At 73.4% G+C, this 18,836-nt stretch carries 13 protein-coding genes; 6 read left to right on the top strand and 7 right to left on the bottom strand.

Translation table 11 applies throughout. The annotated features are described in order from the left end of the window. Positions 1-163: 163 nt before the first annotated feature. Positions 164-1,483, bottom strand: coding sequence for an STAS domain-containing protein (locus tag WMF24_RS35115; RefSeq protein WP_437731808.1), 1,320 nt, complete (start codon positions 1,481-1,483; stop codon positions 164-166). Positions 1,484-1,998: 515 nt separating this feature from the next. Here WMF24_RS35115 and WMF24_RS35110 point away from each other — a divergent pair. Beyond that, positions 1,999-2,808 carry a tetratricopeptide repeat protein gene (locus WMF24_RS35110; RefSeq protein ID WP_437731807.1) on the top strand — a complete coding sequence of 270 codons (810 nt, stop codon included), beginning with the start codon at positions 1,999-2,001 and terminating at the stop codon, positions 2,806-2,808. 142 nt (positions 2,809-2,950) lie between these two features. Here the strand turns inward: WMF24_RS35110 and WMF24_RS35105 are convergent, their stop codons facing one another. Then, positions 2,951-4,210 (bottom strand): hypothetical protein, encoded by a 1,260-nt coding sequence (locus WMF24_RS35105; RefSeq protein ID WP_437731806.1) that lies wholly within the window; start codon positions 4,208-4,210, stop codon positions 2,951-2,953. Positions 4,211-4,611: 401 nt separating this feature from the next. Between WMF24_RS35105 and WMF24_RS35100 the strand changes: the two genes are divergently transcribed. From WMF24_RS35100 to WMF24_RS35090, 3 genes are all read left to right on the top strand, one after another. Then, positions 4,612-4,878, top strand: coding sequence for a hypothetical protein (locus WMF24_RS35100; RefSeq protein WP_437731805.1), 267 nt, complete (start codon positions 4,612-4,614; stop codon positions 4,876-4,878). Between the two features lie 794 nt (positions 4,879-5,672). Further along, on the top strand, positions 5,673-7,094 hold the full coding sequence (locus WMF24_RS35095; RefSeq protein WP_437731804.1) for a formylglycine-generating enzyme family protein: 1,422 nt from the start codon (positions 5,673-5,675) through the stop codon (positions 7,092-7,094). A 20-nt stretch (positions 7,095-7,114) separates the two neighbouring features. Then, complete coding sequence (locus tag WMF24_RS35090) at positions 7,115-10,084, top strand: glycosyltransferase (RefSeq protein WP_437731803.1); 2,970 nt, start codon at positions 7,115-7,117, stop codon at positions 10,082-10,084. Between the two features lie 228 nt (positions 10,085-10,312). Here the strand turns inward: WMF24_RS35090 and WMF24_RS35085 are convergent, their stop codons facing one another. The 5 genes from WMF24_RS35085 to WMF24_RS35065 form a co-directional block, all read right to left on the bottom strand. Continuing rightward, positions 10,313-11,455: a formylglycine-generating enzyme family protein gene (locus WMF24_RS35085; RefSeq protein ID WP_437731802.1), complete on the bottom strand. Its 1,143-nt coding sequence runs from the start codon at positions 11,453-11,455 to the stop codon at positions 10,313-10,315. A gap of 283 nt (positions 11,456-11,738) precedes the next feature. Then, positions 11,739-14,288, bottom strand: a complete 2,550-nt coding sequence (locus tag WMF24_RS35080; protein ID WP_437731801.1) for a hypothetical protein — start codon at positions 14,286-14,288, stop codon at positions 11,739-11,741. A gap of 518 nt (positions 14,289-14,806) precedes the next feature. Then, positions 14,807-15,697 (bottom strand): Uma2 family endonuclease, encoded by an 891-nt coding sequence (locus WMF24_RS35075; RefSeq protein WP_437731800.1) that lies wholly within the window; start codon positions 15,695-15,697, stop codon positions 14,807-14,809. Between the two features lie 155 nt (positions 15,698-15,852). Continuing rightward, positions 15,853-16,662, bottom strand: coding sequence for a Uma2 family endonuclease (locus WMF24_RS35070; RefSeq protein WP_437731799.1), 810 nt, complete (start codon positions 16,660-16,662; stop codon positions 15,853-15,855). 245 nt (positions 16,663-16,907) lie between these two features. Then, positions 16,908-17,900: a phosphotransferase family protein gene (locus WMF24_RS35065; RefSeq protein WP_437731798.1), complete on the bottom strand. Its 993-nt coding sequence runs from the start codon at positions 17,898-17,900 to the stop codon at positions 16,908-16,910. Positions 17,901-18,058: 158 nt separating this feature from the next. Here WMF24_RS35065 and WMF24_RS35060 point away from each other — a divergent pair, with 158 nt between their 5' ends. Beyond that, positions 18,059-18,382, top strand: a complete 324-nt coding sequence (locus tag WMF24_RS35060) for a carboxymuconolactone decarboxylase family protein (protein ID WP_437731797.1) — start codon at positions 18,059-18,061, stop codon at positions 18,380-18,382. A gap of 10 nt (positions 18,383-18,392) precedes the next feature. Then, positions 18,393-18,836, top strand: coding sequence for a hypothetical protein (locus tag WMF24_RS35055; protein ID WP_437731796.1), 444 nt, complete (start codon positions 18,393-18,395; stop codon positions 18,834-18,836).

Here is an 18,836-nt window from a genome sequence, read left to right as displayed (position 1 = left end):
CCTCATTACACCACGGAGCAGGGACACAGCGGGAGCATGATCACCCCTGTTCGATGCTGGGATGATGCGGTTCCGATGGCAAACGAGCGTCAACGAGCGTCAGCCGCCCCGGGCGCGCGCGCCGCTCGACGCGGTCGCGTCCCCCCTGGTCCGACTCGGGGGCTCAGCGGCTCCCCAGGGCGAACGCGATCCCGCTCTGCAGGGAGCTCTTCACCGCGAGCCGGCGGGTGTCCGCGCCGCTCGCGGCGAGGCGGCCGGCGACCTCGGGGCGGATCCCCGTCAGGACCACCCGCGCGCCGAGCAGGCCCGCGACCCGCACCAGATCGAGCAGCGCCTCCACCGCCTCCGGATCGAGGCCGTCCACGCCCGTCAGGTCGACGATGGCGGTCCGCGTGCGGCGCTCCGCGATGCCGCGCGACAGCACCTCGATCATGCGGCGCGCGCGCTGCGCCTCGAGCGGGCCGATGAGCGGCAGGACGACGACGTCGTCGCGGAGCGGGATGATCGGCATGGAGAGCCTCGCCAGCGCCGCGTCCTGGGCCTGGATCACCTCCTCCTGGAGCCGCGCGCGCTCCTCCTCGGCGCGCTTGCGGTCCGTCATGTCGATGCCGGTCATGATGAAGAACCGAGCCCCCTCGTCCTTGCCGCCCAGCACGGCGCCGGACCAGGCCGTCACCCGGCGGGCGCCGTCCCGCGCCGTCGACGGGACCTCCACCTGCCGGATCGGCCCGCCCGCGCCGAGCGCCTCGAAGAGGAGCCTGAGCTGCGCCGACGCCGCCGGATCGGGCGTGAGGTCCCAGAGGAACCGCGGCTCCAGGAGCCCGCGCCCGCCGCCCAGCGCCCGCTCCGCGGCGCGGTTCGTCCGGACGATGCGCCCGCGCGCGTCGAGCACCACGATGAGGCCGTCCACGAGATCCATGACGCCGGTGATGAAGTCCCGCTCCCGGCCCAGCATCTCCTGCGCGTGCTTGCGCTCGAACAGCCGCCCGAGCTGCCGCGCGATGCGGCCGATCGTCGCGGTGAACGTCCCGTCGTCCCCGTGCTCGGCGTCCGAGAAGAACTCGAGCACCGCCACCACGTCGGAGCCCACCATCACCGGGAACGCGAACCCCGCCTTCACCCCGAGGTTCCTCGCGAGCCTGGCGCGCGGGAAATTGGCGTCCTCCGTCACGTTCCGTACCCACGCCGGCTGCTTGCTGGCGAGCACCCTCCCGGGCAGCCCGACCCCGGAGGTGAACTGCGTCGCCTCCGTGACCGCCTTGAAGGTCGCGAACTTCACCTCGTCGCTGATGTACCAGAGCGCCGTGGGCAGGAGCAGAGACGGGTCGTCCGCGGCCGGCACGTACGCGTGTCCGACGGGCCAGCTCAGGTGGTCGCAGATGTGTGCGATGGTGCGATGCAGCGCCTCATCGATGCTGGCCGCCTCGTGGACGTCGACGGTGACGACCCCGAGCAGCTCCACGAGCGACCGCTCATCCGTCAAACCGCTGTCGAGCCTCCATCGAGCTCTCGTCGCTACTTCCTCCGAGCGTTTGAGGAGACAGGTCATGATGGAGCGCGTAGCACGAGCAATGTATCCAATCGGTTTCCGTGCGGCGATCATCGCGGCGGTCCGCGCGCGGCGAGTCATTGCGCGCGGCGAGCGACGCGCGCGGCGGGCGAGCCGAGCGCGCGCCGTCGCTGTCACGCGGCCGTCGCGCCGCTGTCGCGCAGGGGACCTCGCCGGCGGAGCGCTCCCCGCTCGCCGGGGAGCCGGCACGGCCGGGGCCGCGCGCGCCCGTGTCGCCGCTGGACGGTGGCGCGCGGTTCGCCTTAGTGTACCTGCCTCCGCGCGTCGGCCGCCGCCGCGGCGAGCCCGCGTTTGCGGGCCCGCCAGGCCGCGCAGCGGGCAGCAAGGACAGCGCGATCGTGCGGCGCTTGACGAATCTCCGGCCTCCGATGAAAGGTCCGATGAAACGTGCGATGAAACGTGCGATGAACCGTGCGATGAACCGTGCGATGAGAAGCGTGGTGATGCTCTCGACCTGTCTTCGCCGGTGCGCGCTCGCGGTGACGTTGCTGGCCGCGGCGCCGGCGCTCGCGGCGGAGCCGCCGGAGAGCGCCCCGGCCGACGCGCAGCAGCTCGCCAGGACCAAGGCGCACGAGGGGCTCAAGCTCTACGGCGCGGACCGCTGGCAGGAGGCGTTCGAGGCCTTCCAGGAGGCGGACCGGCTCTACCACGCGCCGACGCTCGTGCTCTACATGGCGCGGTGCCAGCGCAAGCTCGGGAACCTGGAGGCCGCGCGCGCCCTGTACGAGCAGGTGCTCGACGAGGCCCTCCCGGAGGACCCGCCGCCGGCGTTCCTCGAGGCGCGGAAGGACGCCGAGATCGAGCTCGCCGGCGTGCGTGACGCGCTGAAGCCGCCCGCGCCTCCGGCGGCGCCCGCGCCGCGCCGCGAGGGCGGCGGCGGCTCGCTGCTGCCCGCGGGCATCGCGTTCGGGCTCGGGGCGGTGGGGCTCGGCGTCGGCGCCGCGACGGGCATCGCGTCGCTCTCCCGGGTGTCGGACATCAAGGCGCGCTGCGAAGGCCAGCGCTGCCCGGCCGATCTGAAGGGCGACGCCGACACGGCGACGACGCTGGGCCACGTGTCCACCGTGGGCTTCGTCGTGGGCGCCGCCTCGGCCGCGGCGGGCGTCGTGCTGCTCGTGGTGCGGCCTGGCGGCGACGCCGCGCCCGACGCCGCGGCGGCGGCGCCGCAGCCGCGGCGCGGCGCGGTCTGGAGCGCCGGGGTGGGCCTCGGGCGGATCGAGCTCAGGGGAGAGTTCTGAAGCGGCCCCCGGCGGCCCGCTGACGCGGCCCGGGCGGGGCGGCGGAGCGCAGCGGTGCAGCGGCGCTCAGGAGCGCCGCGGGGCGCAGGAGCGCCGCGGGGCGGCGGAGAGCCGCCCCGCGGCGGCGCTCATCGGGAGGAGGTCAGTCGCACGTCGCGACCTCGCAGGCCTCGATCTCCGCGGCGCACTCCCTGAGGATGCAGTCGTTGCACGCCTCGGCGTCCGGGCCGCAGGCCTCGTCGCACGCGCCGTAGGCGCCGCTGATCTGGCAGGTGATCACCTCCGAGAGCTGCGGCCCGACGCTCTCGCAGCTGTTCACGATGCAGCCGTAGAACGCGGCGTCCCCGGCGTCGGCAGGCGTTTCGTTCATGCACGAGAGCGCCTCGGCGCACGTGGACTTCCCCGAGCCGAACCACGTCCCGGCGAGGTCGTCCTGCTCGTTCGCGCAGTTCTCGTAGGCCTCGGACCGCGGGAAGTACGGCCCGATCAGCATGCACATCTCGTCCCGGGTGGTCAGGCCCTGGGCGACGTCGCGCGCCTCGGCGTTCTTGAAATCACAGCGGTAGTCCAGGGCCTCGCCCGCCTTGAGCTCGAGGTGCGGCGCGAACTCCTGCGACGGGACATCCTCCCACCGGTCGTGGGCATAGAGCTCCGTCATCTTGCCGTCGGCGCCGACCTTGTGGGCGACGTAGCCGACGCCGCGGCGGTGCATGTGCGACTGGATCCGCACGATCGAGATGTCGTTCTCGGTGGTGCAACGCATCCGCGCCGACGACTCCCCGTGCGCGGGCACGCTGATGAACGGGTTGTAGTGGAAGAGCATGCCCGCCTCGGTCTCCACCTCGTCGTCCGCGATCGTGTAGAGGTTGATCCGGGCGTCTGTCTCGAGCGGCTCGGCCGACGAGTTCAGGTAGTGGGTGTTCATCAGGAGCACCGTGCCCGGCGGGACCTTGAGCGCCACCCCGTCCGGCAGCGCGCCGAGGAACGACGCGCCGTCGGCGGACTGGGAGCCGGCGACCACGCCGGTGACATCCCAGTCGGCCTGGGGACCGTCGTTGCAGTCGTGGACCTGCGTCGGGTCGAGCTTCTGGCCGCGTCGCGTCTCGGTCGGCATCTCGGTGTACGGCGTCGCGTACAGGAGGACATGGTGGCTCCCGCCCGAGAACCGCACCTCTTCCTTGTTGACGTTGAGCCCCTCCGGCGGCGCCACGAAGAGCTGGCAGCGCTCGATCTCCTGCGCCGGCGCGATCGTCGAGGTCATCCGGTACTGGACGCCGGTGCCCTGGGCCGGGGGCTCCAGCACCACGCCCCCCGGCTCCCCAGGGCCGGCCTCCGAGGACGAACAGCCGAAGAGCGCGACGGCGCCGAGGAGGGCGATGAGTGAAGAGGTGGTTGTGCGCATGAATGGATCCTGCTGTGTGTTGGTCTCGCATGGTGCGCGTGCGCCCGTGATCGAGCGCGCGCGCGGCTCCCGGGGCGTTGCGGCTGTGTCGCACCCGCCCAGGAAAATCGGTGGATGCCGGCTCGCCCGCGCCGGTATGCCCGCGGCCGCCTCCTCCCGAGAGGGGACGCAGGCGGACGGGGAGTGACGTCATCTTCCGGATCGAGGGGTGCGAAATGAAGACCGCAGGTCCCGCGAGCTCCATCTCCGGAAAGCGGCGGAGGCGTGTCTCGATGGCGATCCTCGCCTCCAGACGAGCCAGCGCCACCCCGATGCAATAGTGGGCGCCGCCGCCGAAGGCAATGCCCGCATCGGCACCCCGCCGCAGATCGAACGCCGTTGTTCATCGCAAGGCAGATGAGGTGGACCGTGGTCTCCGTGCCTCCCACCAGCACCGCGGCGACAAGCGCGACCGGGGCGTCCTTGCTCAACCGGTCGCCCTGCTCCTCGGCCTGGATCAGCCGCGTCAGCACGTCGCCGTCGAGCGGCCTTCTGCGGCGCTCCTCGATGGTGTCGCTCACGACGTCGATCCCTACGCTCAGCGCTGCATCGAGCTTCCTCATGTCTTCGGGCGAGAGCTGACCGGTCATCGAAAGCGGGTGGACCGCGTCCGTGAAACGCCTGGATGACGCGTCGTGTTGTCGCGGGATCTCGAACATCGATGCGATCCCGCGGATCGGGATGGTCGCGCGCCACAGCACGTCGAGCGCCTCGTCGGACAATGCGTAGGTCCGTTCGCTGTAGGTGTCGCCAGGAACCGCTCGACTGCGGCCCCGCCGGGCGTCGCGCTCCTCATCGCGAGCAGCTTCACGGCCGCCGGGAGCACCGCCGAGCGTCGTCATCGCTTCGCGCAGCGCTCGGCGAGCGATCGAGTTGATGCCACGAGGAGCCGCGGCTGTCGAGCCCCAGCGCTGTCCTGAACATCCCTCTGAGTGGACACTCCGGGGCTGTCTTGCAAGACGGATCTGGACGAATCGTGTGCTGGGTTAAGAACTGCAAAGATGATTGCAGTAACGTAACTTCGCTCTGCGCGGAGCAAGCATGTAGTCGGTGAGGACGGAACGCCTCGGCGAGGCGTCCTCGCCATCGAGCGGCGAGCGGCCCTGAGCCGGCGAGTTCGTTTCGGAGGTGGCTGGCGGCGGTGGCCAGCGCCGACGCAGGCCCGGCGCGCGCGTCTGCGAGGTGGCGAGGGCGCGGGGGCGCCGGCGACCTGCGCGGGGTCCGCGCCGGCGGCGCGGCGCGCGCGGGCGACCTGCGCGGGGCGTGCATCGGCGGCGGCGCGGAGCACGCTCGCGGCAGCCCGCCACGAGCGCTTCCGACGCGCGCCGAACGCGCGCTCTGGTAGCCTGGGCCGGTGCAGCCACGCGCCCACGCCCATCGCCGCGCGCCCACCCTCCTTCTTGCGCCGGCCGCTGTCCTTCTGGTGCCCGCCGCTGCGGCGGCTGCCGACCCGCCGCCCGCCATCTCGGTCGACCTCGGCGGCGCACAGCTCGAGCTCGTGCTGGTGAAGGCGGGGCGCTTCCGCCAGGGCTCGCCGCCCCAGGAGGCTGGCCGCGGCGACGACGAGGCGCTCCGCGACGTGACGCTGAGCCGCGATGTCTACCTGGGGAAGTATCCGGTGACGGTCGGGCAGTTCGCGCGCTTCGCCCAGGAGACCGGCTACCGCACCGAGGCCGAGGTGGGCGCCTCCGGCGGGTTCGGCTTCGACGGCAAGGGCCTGTCGCAGCGCAAGGAGTTCACGTGGAGGACTCCGGGCTTCCCGCAGACCGATCAGCACCCGGTGACGCTCGTGACCTTCAAGGATGCGGGCGAGTTCACCCGCTGGCTGACGAAGAGGACCGGCCGCGCCTTCGACCTGCCGACCGAGGCGCAGTGGGAGCACGCCTACCGCGCGGGGACGCAGACGCCGTTCTACGCGGGGGCCGGCGACAGCGCGGCTGGCCTCCTCGGGTGGTTCAAGGGCAACGCGGGGGACGGCACGAAGCCTGTCGGGCAGAAGCAGCCGAACGCCTTCGGCTTGCACGACATGGGCGGCAACGTCTACGAGTGGTGTCGCGACCTGTACGGGCCCTATGCGCCCGGCCCGGCGGTCGACCCCGAGCAGACGACGGCTCCGGCCGGCGACAAGCCGCGGCGCGTGCTGCGCGGCGGGTCGTGGCTCAAGGACGCGAAGCACCTGCGCGCCGCGGCGCGGTACCGCAACGACCCCGGCAGCCGCAACGCGGACAACGGCTTCCGCGTCGTCGCCGCGGTGGAGGCGAGCGCGCCCGCCGCGGCGACGCCGGCGCCGGCTGCGCCGCTGCAGACGGGGGCGACGCGCGCGCCGCGGTCGAGCTCCTGGTCGGCCGGGACGATCGCGGCGCTGGTCGGCGGGGGGCTCTTCCTTGTCAGCGTCGTCGTCGGCCTGGTCGGCGCGCTCGTCTCCCGCGGGTCCCGGCGCAGGCTCGTCGGCGGGGCGCCGCCGGGCGTGACGTTCCGGCCGCAGGGCGACGGCTTCTGGCTGAACGCCCCGTCGTACCTGTACGGGTCGACGCTTCACTACCGCTGCTTCGTGAACGGCGCGATGCGGCGCGGGTCGGTGCCGATCGAGCGGAGCCAGCGCGGGCAGTTCGTCTACACGGGCGGCGCGCCCTCGTCCGTGGAGATGGAGCAGCTCGGCGCGGCCGCGTGGTCCGCCGCGCCCGGCGCGGGCGGCGCGGCGGCCGCGGCGCCCTGGGGCGCAGCGCCGGCGCCGCACAGGCACGGCGCTGGCCGGGGCGGCGGCCACCGCGGGCGGGATCGCATCTCGAGCGCGCCGGACGTGGCCGTCGTCACGCCGTTCCGCGGCTATCCCTCGGCCTACTGAGCCGCGCCGGTCGGTCCCGCATGCGCCGTCCGATCTGCGCTGTCTTCGCGGAGACGCCCGCGCACCGCGCGCGCGCCGGCCGCACGCTGCGCGCGATCCGGCTCGCCGGGCTCGCGCCGGCCGACCTCACGGCGGCGCCGCTCGCGGCCGCGGCGGAGGCGCTCGCGGCAGGGCCGGTGTGGCTCGTGCGCGCGGGCGCGTGGCCGGCCCTGGCGGCGCTCGAGGCGGACCCGTTCCCGCCGCCGAGCGACACCGGGCTGCCGCTCTGCGCGTTCGGCGCGGTGCTCACGCCGGCCGAGGCCGGCGGGGTGGCCGCGCCCTCCGCCGCGGACGCCGACGCCGCGGCGTGGGCCGAGCTGCTGCGGGCGACCGGCGGCGAGCTGAGCCGCGCCGCGCGCCGCGCTCCGGGGTTGCCCCGGGCGGCGAGCGTGTACCTCGACGCGCCGCTCGCCGCGGGCGTCGCGGCGCGTCTCCGCGCGGGCGAGGCGCTCGACGCGGCCCTCCAGGGCGAGCTCGGGGGGCGGCGCGCGCGCGTCGTGCGGCACGCGCCGCTCGACGTGTGCGACGACGCGGCGCTGCGGGTCGCGCAGGTCGTGACGAGCCTGCAGCAGGGCGGCGCCGAGCGGATCGCCATCGACCTCGCGACCGCGCTGCCGCGCCGCGGCGTGCGCTCGCGCGTGTGCGCGGTGTACCGGCCGACGCGCCCGACGTTCGCCGCGCCGCCGGGGACGCTCGACCTGTCGGAGGTGCCGGGCGATCGCGAGGCGCGCTTCGACGCGCTCGCGCGCGGGCTCGCGGCGTGGGGCGCGGATCTCGCGCACGCGCACCTGCTCGACGCCGACGATCTCGCGCGCCTCTCCGCGCGCGGGTTCCGGCCGCTCGTGACGGTGCACAACGTGGCCGCGGGCTGGCCGGCGGGGCTCGACCGCCTGCGCGCGGACGACGCGGCGCTGCTCGTGGCGTGCGCGCGCGCGGTCGAGGCGGAGCTCGCCGCGTGCGCGCTGCCGGTTCCGGCGCGCACGGTCTGGAACGGGATCGACGTTGCGGCCGTGAAGGCGCCGGCGGGCCGGTCCGAGGCGGCGGAGGCGCGCGGGGCGGAGGCGCGCGGGGCGGCGCCGGCGGAGGCGCGCCGGGCAGGCGCGGGGGCGGGTCTCCGTGCCGGGTCGGCGGAGGCCGCGGCGTGGCGGCGGCGCCTCGAGATCGCGCCGGACGACCTCGTCCTGCTCGCCGTGGCGAACCCGCGGCCGCAGAAGCGGCTGCTCCTCTTGCCCGCGATCCTCGCGGCCACGCGGGCGGCGCTCGCGGCGGCGGGCGATCCGCGGGCGGCGCGGCTCGTGATCGCCGGGAGCGCCTCGCCGCGCAGCGCGCCGGCGCTCGCCGCGGAGGCGGAGATCCGGCGCGAGGTCGACCGGCTCGGCCTGCGCGCCGAGGTGCGCTTCGCGGGCGCGGTCGCCGACGTGGCGGGCCTGCTCGCGGCGGCCGACGTGCTCGTGTCGCCGAGCGCCCACGAGGGGCTGAGCCTCGCGCACCTGGAGGCGCTCGCGGCCGGCCTCCCGGTCGTCGCGACCGGCGCCGGCGGCACGGCGGAGATCGCGGCCGAGACCCCGGCGCTCGTCCACCTGCCGCTCGACGCCGCGCCGGAGCGGTTCGCCGAGGCGATCGCGGCGGCCGCGCGCGATCGCCCGGCGCCGGCGGTCGGCCGGGAGGCGGTGGTGCGGCACTTCAGCGTGGCGCGGATGGCGGAGGGGTACGCGCGGCTCTACCCGCGGGCGATGGCGCGCAACCGAGGCCTGCGCCGGGGCGACGGGCTGCTGCTCGTGACGAACAACTTCTCGACCGGCGGTGCCCAGTCGAGCGCGCGCCGGCTGCTCGTGGGCCTCGGGGCGGCGGGCGTGCGCGGCCGGGCGGCCGTGATCGAGGAGCAGCCGGAGTACCCGACGCCGGGGCGGCGGGCGCTCGTGGCCGCGGGCATCCCGGTGCTGGCGGTGCCGCCGCCGGCCGACATCGAGCCGGCCGAGGCGGTGGAGCGCCTGCTGCGCGCGATCGAGGAGGACCCGCCCGAGGCGGTGCTGCTGTGGAACGTGATCGCCGAGCACAAGGTGCTCCTGGCCGACGGGCTGCTCGACGTGCCGCTGTTCGACATCAGCCCTGGCGAGATGTACTTCGCCTCGTTGCGCCGGTATTTCGCGTCGCCGCGCCGCGCGTTGCCCTGCCGGACGCCGCGCGACTACGGCGCGCGCCTGGCCGGGGTGATCGTGAAGTACGAGGCCGAGGCGGCGCTCGCCGCGGAGGTGCTCGGGGCGCCGGCGCACGTGGTGCCGAACGGCGTGGCGCTGGGTCCGCGGCCGTCGTGGCCGTTGCGCTCGTCGCGCTCGCTTGCGGCGCCGGGCCCGCTTGCGGCGTCGCGCGCGCGCGCGTCCGGCGGCGACGGCGCGCGGCTCGTGATCGGGACGGCGGCGCGGATCCACCCGCACAAGAAGCTCGGCGATCTCCTCGCGGCGCTGCGCCTGGCGTCGCCGCGGCTGCCGCCGCACGTGCTGCGCATCGCGGGCGGCGTCGAGCGCGGCGCGGAGGCGCACGCCGAGGAGCTGCGGCGGATGGCGGCGGGGCTGTCGGTCGAGTGGGTCGGCGAGCTCGCCGACGCGCGCGGCTTCCTGCGCGAGCTCGACGTGTTCGCGCTGATCGCCGAGCCCGCGGGGTGCCCGAACGCGTCGCTGGAGGCGATGGCCGAGGGCCTGCCGGTGGTGGCCACGGCCGTCGGCGGCATGTCGGAGCAGGTCGTCGACGGCGTGACGGGCCGGCTGCTGCCGCCGGGCGATGCGGAGGCGTTCGCGGCGGCGCTCGTGGAGCTGGCGGGAGATCCGGAGAGGCGGGCGCGCATGGGGGCGGCGGGGTGGGAGCGAGCGAGGGAGCGGTTCTCGCTGGAGAGGATGGTGGGCGACTACGTGAGCGTGTGCCTTGGCGGGCGGGAGGGGCGGGGAGCGCGGTGAGAGATGGCGTGGTCAGACGTCTGGCTGTGCGTGGTCAGACGTCTGGCGACGTCCGGAACCACATCGGAATCACCCGCATTTCGGACACTCACGCGGCGCATTTCGGGCACCTGAATCTATCGAATATGCCCAGCCACGATCGGCCGGCGGCAACTCTCACGATGGCTCGGCATCCTTTGCTTCTCATCCAAAAGACAGATCCGCATGTCGGTGGTTGACGTCGGCGACCTATTCCCTCGCGCATCGGATCCCGAAGTCGTGCCAGGGGTCTGACGGATTGTAAGATTCTCGGTGGGAAACTGCCAGTTTATGATAATTGTCTTTCCAGGCCCCGCCCCGGAGCACGCGCTCCGAGGAGCCGGTCAAGCTGCCACAGTCGTTGCATTCCTCAGGATATTCGGCGTCCGAATCCAGGACCCATTCCCACATGCTACCGGCCAGGTCCGCCTGGCCCCACACCCCATCCCCCTTTGGTGACCTCGACCCAGCGGGCAGTATGTCGCTGAACGCGCACTCGTTGGCGTTGGACCCGTCCCCAGTGCACAGGTACAACGCGAGGCTGTCGTCAATGGCCTCTGAGTCTGCCGGCTCCGACCACGGATACCTCCGCTGCTCGCGTCCGCCAGCCGCCGCATAGTTCAACTCCAGCTCGGTCGGCAGTCGGCCCCCATCCCATGCGCAGAACGCGAACGCCTCGTACCACGTGACGCAGTTTATCGGCAAATTCTCATCGCTTCTGACGTCGTCAGTCCATGTGCGGTATTCTCGGCCGCAGCTCACCGCGGCGAGGTCCGCTGCATTCGCCTTCAGGGCGCTATCGAAACCAGGATCCCAGCCGCTCCCCGCGATACGCGGATGCGCCCCCGCTCCCGCCGTGGGCCTGCTCGCTGGATACGCCTCCACAAACCTGCGGAACCGACCCACTGTTACCTCGAATCGATCCAGCTGGAAGTCGCTCACGGTGGCCGGAAAGTTCGTGTCGTTTATTCGGTCGAACGTTCCGCCGAGTACCAATGCGCTTGCGCAGCAACTCTCCTTGCCGGTGGGCCCGCACGTAGCAGGTAAGTCGCGGCAGCTCAATCCCGTGCATGTTCCGCCATTGCAGATAGGCCGGTGCTCCGGGCATTTGTCCTTGTTCTCCCATTGCCCGCGCTCATTGCATCGCTGTGGGCGGTCGTTCAAGCAGCGAATCTCCTCCGGGCAGCATTCGCCGCCACTGACACCCGTGGCTGCTACACCGCCAGTGTCCTCGCACCGCTCATACTCACCCCAATCCGCTCCGACGATTTCCGCGCAGCCACCCGATACGCAAGCCGTAAGCCCGATCAGCGCTGTCGCCACTGACACCTTCACCGCCTCGGATCCAGCCATCGCGGTGCAGCGTCGCTCTCCTGCGTCCCGTAGTCAAATTCGCGCGCCCGCGGTATTCGCCGCCGAGAAAGAGCCGCAAAACAAGTCGTGACGGCGCGCGGCGGCGATGACACCGCCTGTCCGATCGTGATCGCAACGAAAGGCCGTCTGCATCTGCCGCGGCTGACCGTCTCCGCTGCCGACAAGCGGCGTGCAGTCGCGCTCGGGCTCGGACCCTCACCGCTGATTGAACAACCAGCGCGCGTGGGGGGGCTCCGCCGCCCGCGCCGTCCATCGTCGTGCTTCACCGCATCTCCCTCACCCGGTGACGCGACCGCGACCGCGCGACGGCCGCCGCCAGGCAGAGCGCGAGCCCTGCGATCGCGCCCGCCGACCCGCCGCCCGCCGCCGCGCCGGCCACCCGGCACCCGCACCCCTCGTTCTCATCAGCAGCGTCCCCGCCGGTACCTTCGCCTCCCTGTCCGCCCGGCCCAGCGCCTCCCGGTCCGCCCGCGCCGCCGTCGGGCCCCGCCACCACCTCGCTGAGGACGCGCGCCGACACGCGACGGCCTGCCACGTCTCCCTCGGATATCTCGTAGACCTCATGGGCAACGAGCGTTCGCCCGGCCCCGTTCGACGCGATCTGCAGCCGCTCTTCCCCCACCGAGGGCGTATCCGTCACCGCGAACGGCGCCGCGACCTCGCCTGTCGTCGAGAGCCGCGCGGCGACGACATCGGACGCTTCCAGGTACGCCTCCTCCCTGGTCCGTTGCTCCACCCAGGCCACGACGAACCGCTCCCCGTCGAACGCGACCGACGGCTCGCGCACCACCGCCTCGCCGTCGTTCGTCAGTATCTCGATCTGCGCCACGAGCTCCCCATTCCGCGCGAAGAGCGCGGCCTCGACCCACGACCTCGTGCGCGGCCCGCCCCACACGACCGCGAACCGGCCGCCGCCGTACGCCACGCGCGGCCTCGTGTACGGCCCTGCGTTGAAGGATGAAAGCGAAGGGAGCCGGGTGACCGTGTGTCCAGCCACGAGGCGCGCCTCGAGCCCCCCGCTGTTGTACGAAGTCCAGACGACAAGACAGATCCCGCTGTCGCAGGCGATGTCCGGAGACGATGGCTCGTGCTCTGCGTCGAGATCGAGCGGCCCGGTCACCCTGCCATCGGCGCGTATCCGACCGAACTGCACGCCGCCGGCGTCCGAGGGCCAGCGGAAGCGACTCGCCACGACGAACTCGTTGCCATCGACGGCGAGGCGCGGATCCTCCGGCGGCGTCTCGCCCCATGCGGAGAAGTCGAGCGAGCGGGCCTCGCCCGTGCGCTCGAGGAGCTTCCCCTCGATGGGCGGCGACACGTCGCGGTCGTGGGCGAAGTAGACGACGGCGTGCCGCGCGCCGCTGAACGCCACCTCGGGCGCGTGCGCGTCGGTCGCGAGCACCGCGGGCGCGCCGAGGACGACGCCGTCGGGGTCGGTCCAGGCGGCGCGGATCTCCATGCCCCGCTCGCCGTCGGTGCGCTCTTCGGTCCAGGTCGCGAGGAAGCCGTCGCTGGAAGGGGCCGCCGCGGCGCTGCGCTGCTCGTTCGGCGCCGTCGAGAGCAGGATGTCGCCTTCGACGAGCGCGCCGCCGGTCGACAGGCGCGCGGCGTAGATGTCCGGGCTCTTGCGCAGCGAGGCGTTCCGCGCGTCGACCCACGCGACGAGGTAGTCCGCGCCGTCGAACACCGCCGCGACCCCGGCGCCGGGCTCCAGGGTCGTCGACAGGAGCGTCGGCGTGGCGTCGGGCAGCCCGGTGTCGCCGTCCACGTGCAGCGCCACCGCCTGGTGCTCCTCCGCGGGGCTGTCGATGGACTGCCCCGCGACGACGAGGTAGCCGGAGCCGCTCGCCGCGATCGCGAGCGGCCCACGCCAGGCGTCGCCCTGCAGGAGGAGATTCCCCGCGGCGCCGGGCGCCGTACCCGCCGGCGTCACGCGCGCCGCGGCCACGCCCGGGGCCCCTGCGCTCGAATCGGCCCACGCGACGAGGCACTCGCCGGGGCGGCACGCGACCGTCGGGCGGTCGAGGGACGAGGGCGAGATCGCGATGGTCGTGGGGTCGAGGGCCACGCCAGCCGGCGTCACGCGCGCGCCGTGGACGTGGGCGCCTTCCTCTGTGAGGGGTCCGCTCCAGACGACGAGGTAGCTGGTCCCGTCGTACGCGGCGGCCGGTCGGCCCTCGCGCGACGTGGACTTCGCGACGTCGATCGGGGCCCCGTCGAGGAGCGCGCCGTCGCCGCCGACGCGCCGGGCCAACAGGTGGTTCGCCGTGTTCCACACGACGAGGAACGTGGCGCCGTCGGAGGCCACGGTGGCGCTGGCGAGCCGTTCTTCCTCGGCGATGAGGATGGGCTCTGCGTCGAGCGCGGCGCCGTCGCGGTCGATCCGCGAGGCCATCACGCGCGGCCTGACGAAGGTCGTGTCGTCGATCCAGACGGCGAGGTACCCAGGGCCGCCGGCCGCGAGGGAAGGTGTTGTCTGGGGCCCGGACCGCGGCGTCACCTCGATCGGCCACGGATCGACCAGCTCACCGCGGACCACGCGGCGCCCGAGCACGTTGCCGGGAAAGCCGCCCTCCTCTTCCCAGAGCGCGAGGCACCCTCCTGTGCCGCACGCCGCCGCCGGCGCGGTCTGGACGTCGGACGCCGCGATGGGCACCGGCCGGGCGAGCTCGATCGCGTCGGAGACCTCGGTCGCTGCGGCCGAGCCCGGGGCCAGGAGCAGACCGAGGAGGAGGAGCGCGCGCGCCGCGCAGCGCCTCGCGGCGTCCTGCGCTCCGCCGCGAGGCGCTGTGCCGCGCGCGCGTCCGGTCATGCCAGCCCGCGTGCGCCGTGGCGCCGCGAGCGCCGGCGACGACAGCGCGCGTCGAACAACGAGGGGATTCCGCATGGGTCTCCGTGCACGGGGCGCGCGGAATGCTCCGCTGCGCCGGGCGCGGCGCCCATCGTCTCACCGGGTGGCCGCCGGGCGCCGCAGCGGAGCACGATTTCCCGGCCGCCCGGGGCCGGGGCGACGACAGGAGACGCTGGTGGCCCTGAATCGCCGCTTCTCCGAGGCTGCGCGGCATCGATGCTGCGCAGCCCGAGCGGGTCGTCACCGCTGGTGTGACGATCCGTGCGAGCGGGCCCAGTGCGGAGCCGCGTCTCGGTGGCTCCGCGCGGGGATGGCGGCGGATCTGTTCCGGGCGGGGCCCGGCGTCCATCAGGCCGTGTGCGCGCCGGCGTGGTCAGACGTCTGGCCGTGCGTGGTCAGACGTCTGGCCGTGCGTGGTCAGACGTCTGGCTGCCCGCTTTCGTGGACGGGCACCGCACAGCGGCCGAGCTCTTACAGGGTCATGGCCAGCGTCGTTCGCGCTTGAGTTGCTCGCGCAGGGCGGAGAGCTCCGGTCCGGTCATGGCGTCGAGGGCCGCCTCGCGGTCCGGTGACAGGACGATGCCGAGCACCTCGCAGAGGTCCCTCACCGCGATTCGCAATCCCTGGGTGTGCCCCTCGTTCCTGCCTTCTTTTCTGCCCTCGTTCCTGCCTTCTTTTCTGCCCTCGTTCCTGCCCTCTTTTCTGCCCTCTTCCCGGACGGCCTCGATGTCCTCATAGCCTCTGCGCTGGAGCAGGTTGCGCAGGGTCGCCTCGTGCGCGGCCTCGCGGTCGTAGAGGGCCTCGACCAGCACCGGGTTCTTCAGCACCCCCGGGGCGACCAGCGCCTCGCCCGGATAGGCCACGCGCGCCGGAAGACGCCGGGTCTTCTGCGCGCCGGCGCTCGCCTGTGCCCTGCGGCCCGGCGTCTTCTGCCTGTTCTGCCTGGCCGAGGTCGACGCCTCGTAGACCTCGACGCGGCGCGCGCCCTGCAGGCGCACCACCCAGATCCAGCGCGTGCCGGCCGCGAGCAGCTCGTCGATCTTGCTGTACAGCTCCGCCTCGTCCTGGCCGGTGTCGGCGTACTCGACGGCGAGCGGCGGCGCCTCGGTGGCCCAGCCGGGCTCGTCCGGGATGGGGCCGACGGCGATGTCGGGCGCGCGGAGCATCTCCGGCCGCGGCGAGACGCCGAGATCGACCGCGGCGGCCTCGGCGAGGGGATCGCTGTCGAGCACGCCGAAGCCGGTGCCGTTGCGCCGGCCGCCGCGGCGACCGCTGGGCAGGCACTCGACCAGGCGGCCCTCGGACAGCTCGTACGGATCTCCCGGGCGAAGCTGGTCGGCGGTCACGGGGTCTCGGGGAGGAGCGGTCATCGAGTATCTCATGTGGATCTATTCCGGGCAGGGCCCGGCGTCCATCAGGAGACGTGTGAGCGCTGGCGTGGCCAGACGTCTGGCTGTGCGTGGCCAGACGTCTGGCTGTCCGCTCTCACGGACAGACATCACACCGCGGCGACGCGCTTACGTGGTCAAGGCCAGCGTCGTTCGCGCTTGAGCTGCTCGCGCAGGGCGGAGAGCTCCGGTCCAGCCATGGCCTCGAGGGCCGCATTGCGCTCCGGTGACAGGGCGATGCCGAGCACCTCGCACAGGTCCCGTACCGCGGTGCGCAGTCCTCGCGTGTGCCCCTCCTCCCGGACCGCCTCGATGTCCTCATAGCCCCTGCGCTGGAGCAGGTTGCGCAGGGTCGCCTCGTGGGCAGCCTCTCGGTCATAGAGGGCCTCGACCAGCACCGGGTTCTTGAGCACCCCCGGGGCGACCAGCGCCTCGCCCGGATAGGCCACATGCGCCGGCTGGCGCCGGGTCTTCTGCGCGCCGGCGCTCGCCTGTGCCCTGCGGCCCGGCGCCTTCTGCCTGGCCGCGCCCGAGGCCTCGTAGACCTCGACGCGCCGCGCGCCCTGGAGGCGGACCACCCAGATCCAGCGCGTGCCGGCCGCCAGCAGCTCGTCGATCTTGCTCTGCAGCTCCGCCTCGTCCTGACCGGTGTCGGCGTACTCGACGGCGAGCGGCGGCGCCTCGGTGGCCCAGCCGGGCTCGTCCGGGATGGGGCCGACGGCGATGTCGGGCGCGCGGAGCATCTCCGGCCGCGGCGAGACGCCGAGATCGACCGCCGCGGCCTCGGCGAGCGGATCGGTGTCGAGCACGCCGAAGCCGGTGCCGTTGCGCCGGCCGCCGCGGCGACCGCTGGGCAAGCACTCGACCAGACGGCCCTCGGAAAGCTCGTACGGATCTCCCGGGCGAAGCTTGTCGGCGGTGACCGGATGGCGAGGCGGTGCAGTCATGGAGTGTCTCATGTGGATCTATTCCGGGCAGGGCCCGGCGTCCATCAGGCCGCGTGCGCGCCGGCGTGGTCAGACGTCTGGCTGTGCGTGGTCAGACGTCTGGCTGTGCGTGGTCAGACGTCTGACCGTCCGCTTCGATCGACGGATCGCCCAGCGGCCGAGCGCTTACTGGCTCAAGCCCAGCGTCGTTCGCGGCGCACGCTGTCCGAGATCGGACGCCGGCCGGCCCTAGGGAGGCACGGAGATCAGCGGCTCGACAGCGGCCAGATCGTCTGTTCCAGCTCGGCGAGCGACGAGACCTGCGACTCCCAGCCATCCACCCTGAGCTGGAACCGGAGGTTGCTGTACCGGTGCAGGAGCGCGAGCGCCGTCAGCATGCGGCGCAGCGCCGGGGTCAGATCGGTGATCCGGTATCCGTAGGAGCACAGGAAGGCCCGCTGGAGGTCCGCGCTTCCCGCGGCGAGGAACAGCCACGGGCCCAGCAGGTCCATCTCGCGCGGGCCGAGGCACGCGTCCGCGAAGTCGATCATGCCGGTGACGCTCCACCGCTCCCCCGTCCGGGTCACGAGGAGGTTCTCCGGCGTGTACTCCCCGGTCAGGAGCACCGGGACCACCGACCGCGGCAGCAACGGGCGCGCAGACTCCAGGTACGACGGGATCTCCGAGACGAGGTGCTCGGGCAAGCCCAGCCGCCGGTGCCGGGCCTCGCACCCGGCGATCTGGCGCTCCACGAACGTCTCCCAGCCGAGATCGATGGGCCCGAGCCCCTCGGTGGGCAGCGCGTGGGCTGCCCTCATGATCTCGCCGATGCGCGCGAGCGCCTCGATCCGCTCCGGGCCGCTCAGCGTCGGCCAGGCCTCTTCCAGGGTGCGCCCCGGGAGGCGCGGCATCACGAGATAAGGCCACCCGTCGAGCTCCGCCTCGTGGAGGACCTCCGGCGTGGCCACGGGGACCTTGCCGTGGAACCGCGCGAGCGAGAGGCGCTCGGCCTCGAACTGGTGCCGAAGGAAGGGCGGAAACAGCTTGATGATCTGGCCCGCGTCGTTCGAGACAACCACGTTCGTCCCGTGCGCGAACGCGGCGAGCCCGCCCGTCGACAGGCCGTGGCGCTGGCACACGGCGAGGATCGCCGGGCGAAACGCCGGGAGGTCGGCGCGGATCCGGTCGAACTCGCCGGGGCCGTCGAACGCTGGGAACAGGGACCGGGCGGCGGGGGGCGCGCTGGGATCGGAGGGCATGGGACGGCGAACACGGTAACGCGCGCGCGCAGGCGCCGCCATCGCGGCGTCGGGGAGGGGAGGGGAGATCTGGTGGCCGGGCGCGAGACAGCGGATAATCCCGTGCGGGACACGTCGTCTCTCCACACCACCCTGTTCGCCGAGAGGAGCGTTGCACCATGCAGATGCCGGACCCCCCGGAAACCCACAAGGAGTTCATCCGCCGCTTCCCGAAGCTCGGCGAGGCCTGGGCGCTGCTCGGCGAGGCCGGCGCGGACGGACCGCTCCCCGAGAAGACGGTGCGCCTCTTGAAGCTCGCCCTCGCGTGCGGCGCGATGCGCGAGGGCGCTGTGCACTCGAGCGTGCGCAAGGCCCTCGCCATGGGGATCTCGGCCGAGGAGATCGAGCAGGTCGTCGCGATCTCCGCGGCGACGCTCGGCCTGCCCGGCACGGTCGCCGTCTACTCCTGGGTGCGCGACGTGCTCGAAGAGTCCGGCGAGTGAGGCGCGGCCCGTGAGGACCACAGCGAACCGCGGCCGCACGCGCGCCGTCGTGGCGGCGCTCGGGGTGGGCGTGCTCCTGAGCTGCCTCGGCCCGACCGCGGGCCAGGTCGATCTGCCGGGGCTCGATGTCCCCGTCGAGAAGGCGATCGCCTTCCCGGCGGGGAAGAAGCTGGAGTTCCCCGTGCACGCCGACCGCTACGAGCACAGCGGCGGGAACCACGTGCGGATCGAGGTGACCCTGCTCCGCGGCGGCGCGCCGATCGGCGTGATGGCGTGCCACGGGTTCGAGCTGGAAGGCGGCGCCGGGTGCGGAACGAGCGCGACCCACCTGAGCAGCGGCTGCGCGATGACGGTCCCCGCCGGCGGGAGCGACGCGATCCGCGTCGTGGCGAGGCTCGCAAACAGGAACAACGCGGCGAGCTTCGAGGGGCTCAGCGTCTATATCCGGGACTGA

The organism is Sorangium sp. So ce1335 (assembly GCF_051521615.1).
In the GTDB taxonomy this organism is placed as follows: domain Bacteria; phylum Myxococcota_A; class Polyangia; order Polyangiales; family Polyangiaceae; genus Sorangium.
This window is presented reverse-complemented; position numbering and strand designations above follow the sequence as displayed.

Coding starts and splice junctions, on each gene's coding strand:
- WMF24_RS35065 (WP_437731798.1), bottom strand. CDS start 17,900: ATGCCCTCCGATCCCAGCGCGCCCCCCGCCGCCCGGTCCCTGTTCCCA.
- WMF24_RS35060 (WP_437731797.1), top strand. CDS start 18,059: ATGCAGATGCCGGACCCCCCGGAAACCCACAAGGAGTTCATCCGCCGC.
- WMF24_RS35090 (WP_437731803.1), top strand. CDS start 7,115: ATGCGCCGTCCGATCTGCGCTGTCTTCGCGGAGACGCCCGCGCACCGC.
- WMF24_RS35080 (WP_437731801.1), bottom strand. CDS start 14,288: ATGACCGGACGCGCGCGCGGCACAGCGCCTCGCGGCGGAGCGCAGGAC.
- WMF24_RS35105 (WP_437731806.1), bottom strand. CDS start 4,210: ATGCGCACAACCACCTCTTCACTCATCGCCCTCCTCGGCGCCGTCGCG.
- WMF24_RS35085 (WP_437731802.1), bottom strand. CDS start 11,455: ATGGCTGGATCCGAGGCGGTGAAGGTGTCAGTGGCGACAGCGCTGATC.
- WMF24_RS35070 (WP_437731799.1), bottom strand. CDS start 16,662: ATGACTGCACCGCCTCGCCATCCGGTCACCGCCGACAAGCTTCGCCCG.
- WMF24_RS35075 (WP_437731800.1), bottom strand. CDS start 15,697: ATGACCGCTCCTCCCCGAGACCCCGTGACCGCCGACCAGCTTCGCCCG.
- WMF24_RS35110 (WP_437731807.1), top strand. CDS start 1,999: ATGAGAAGCGTGGTGATGCTCTCGACCTGTCTTCGCCGGTGCGCGCTC.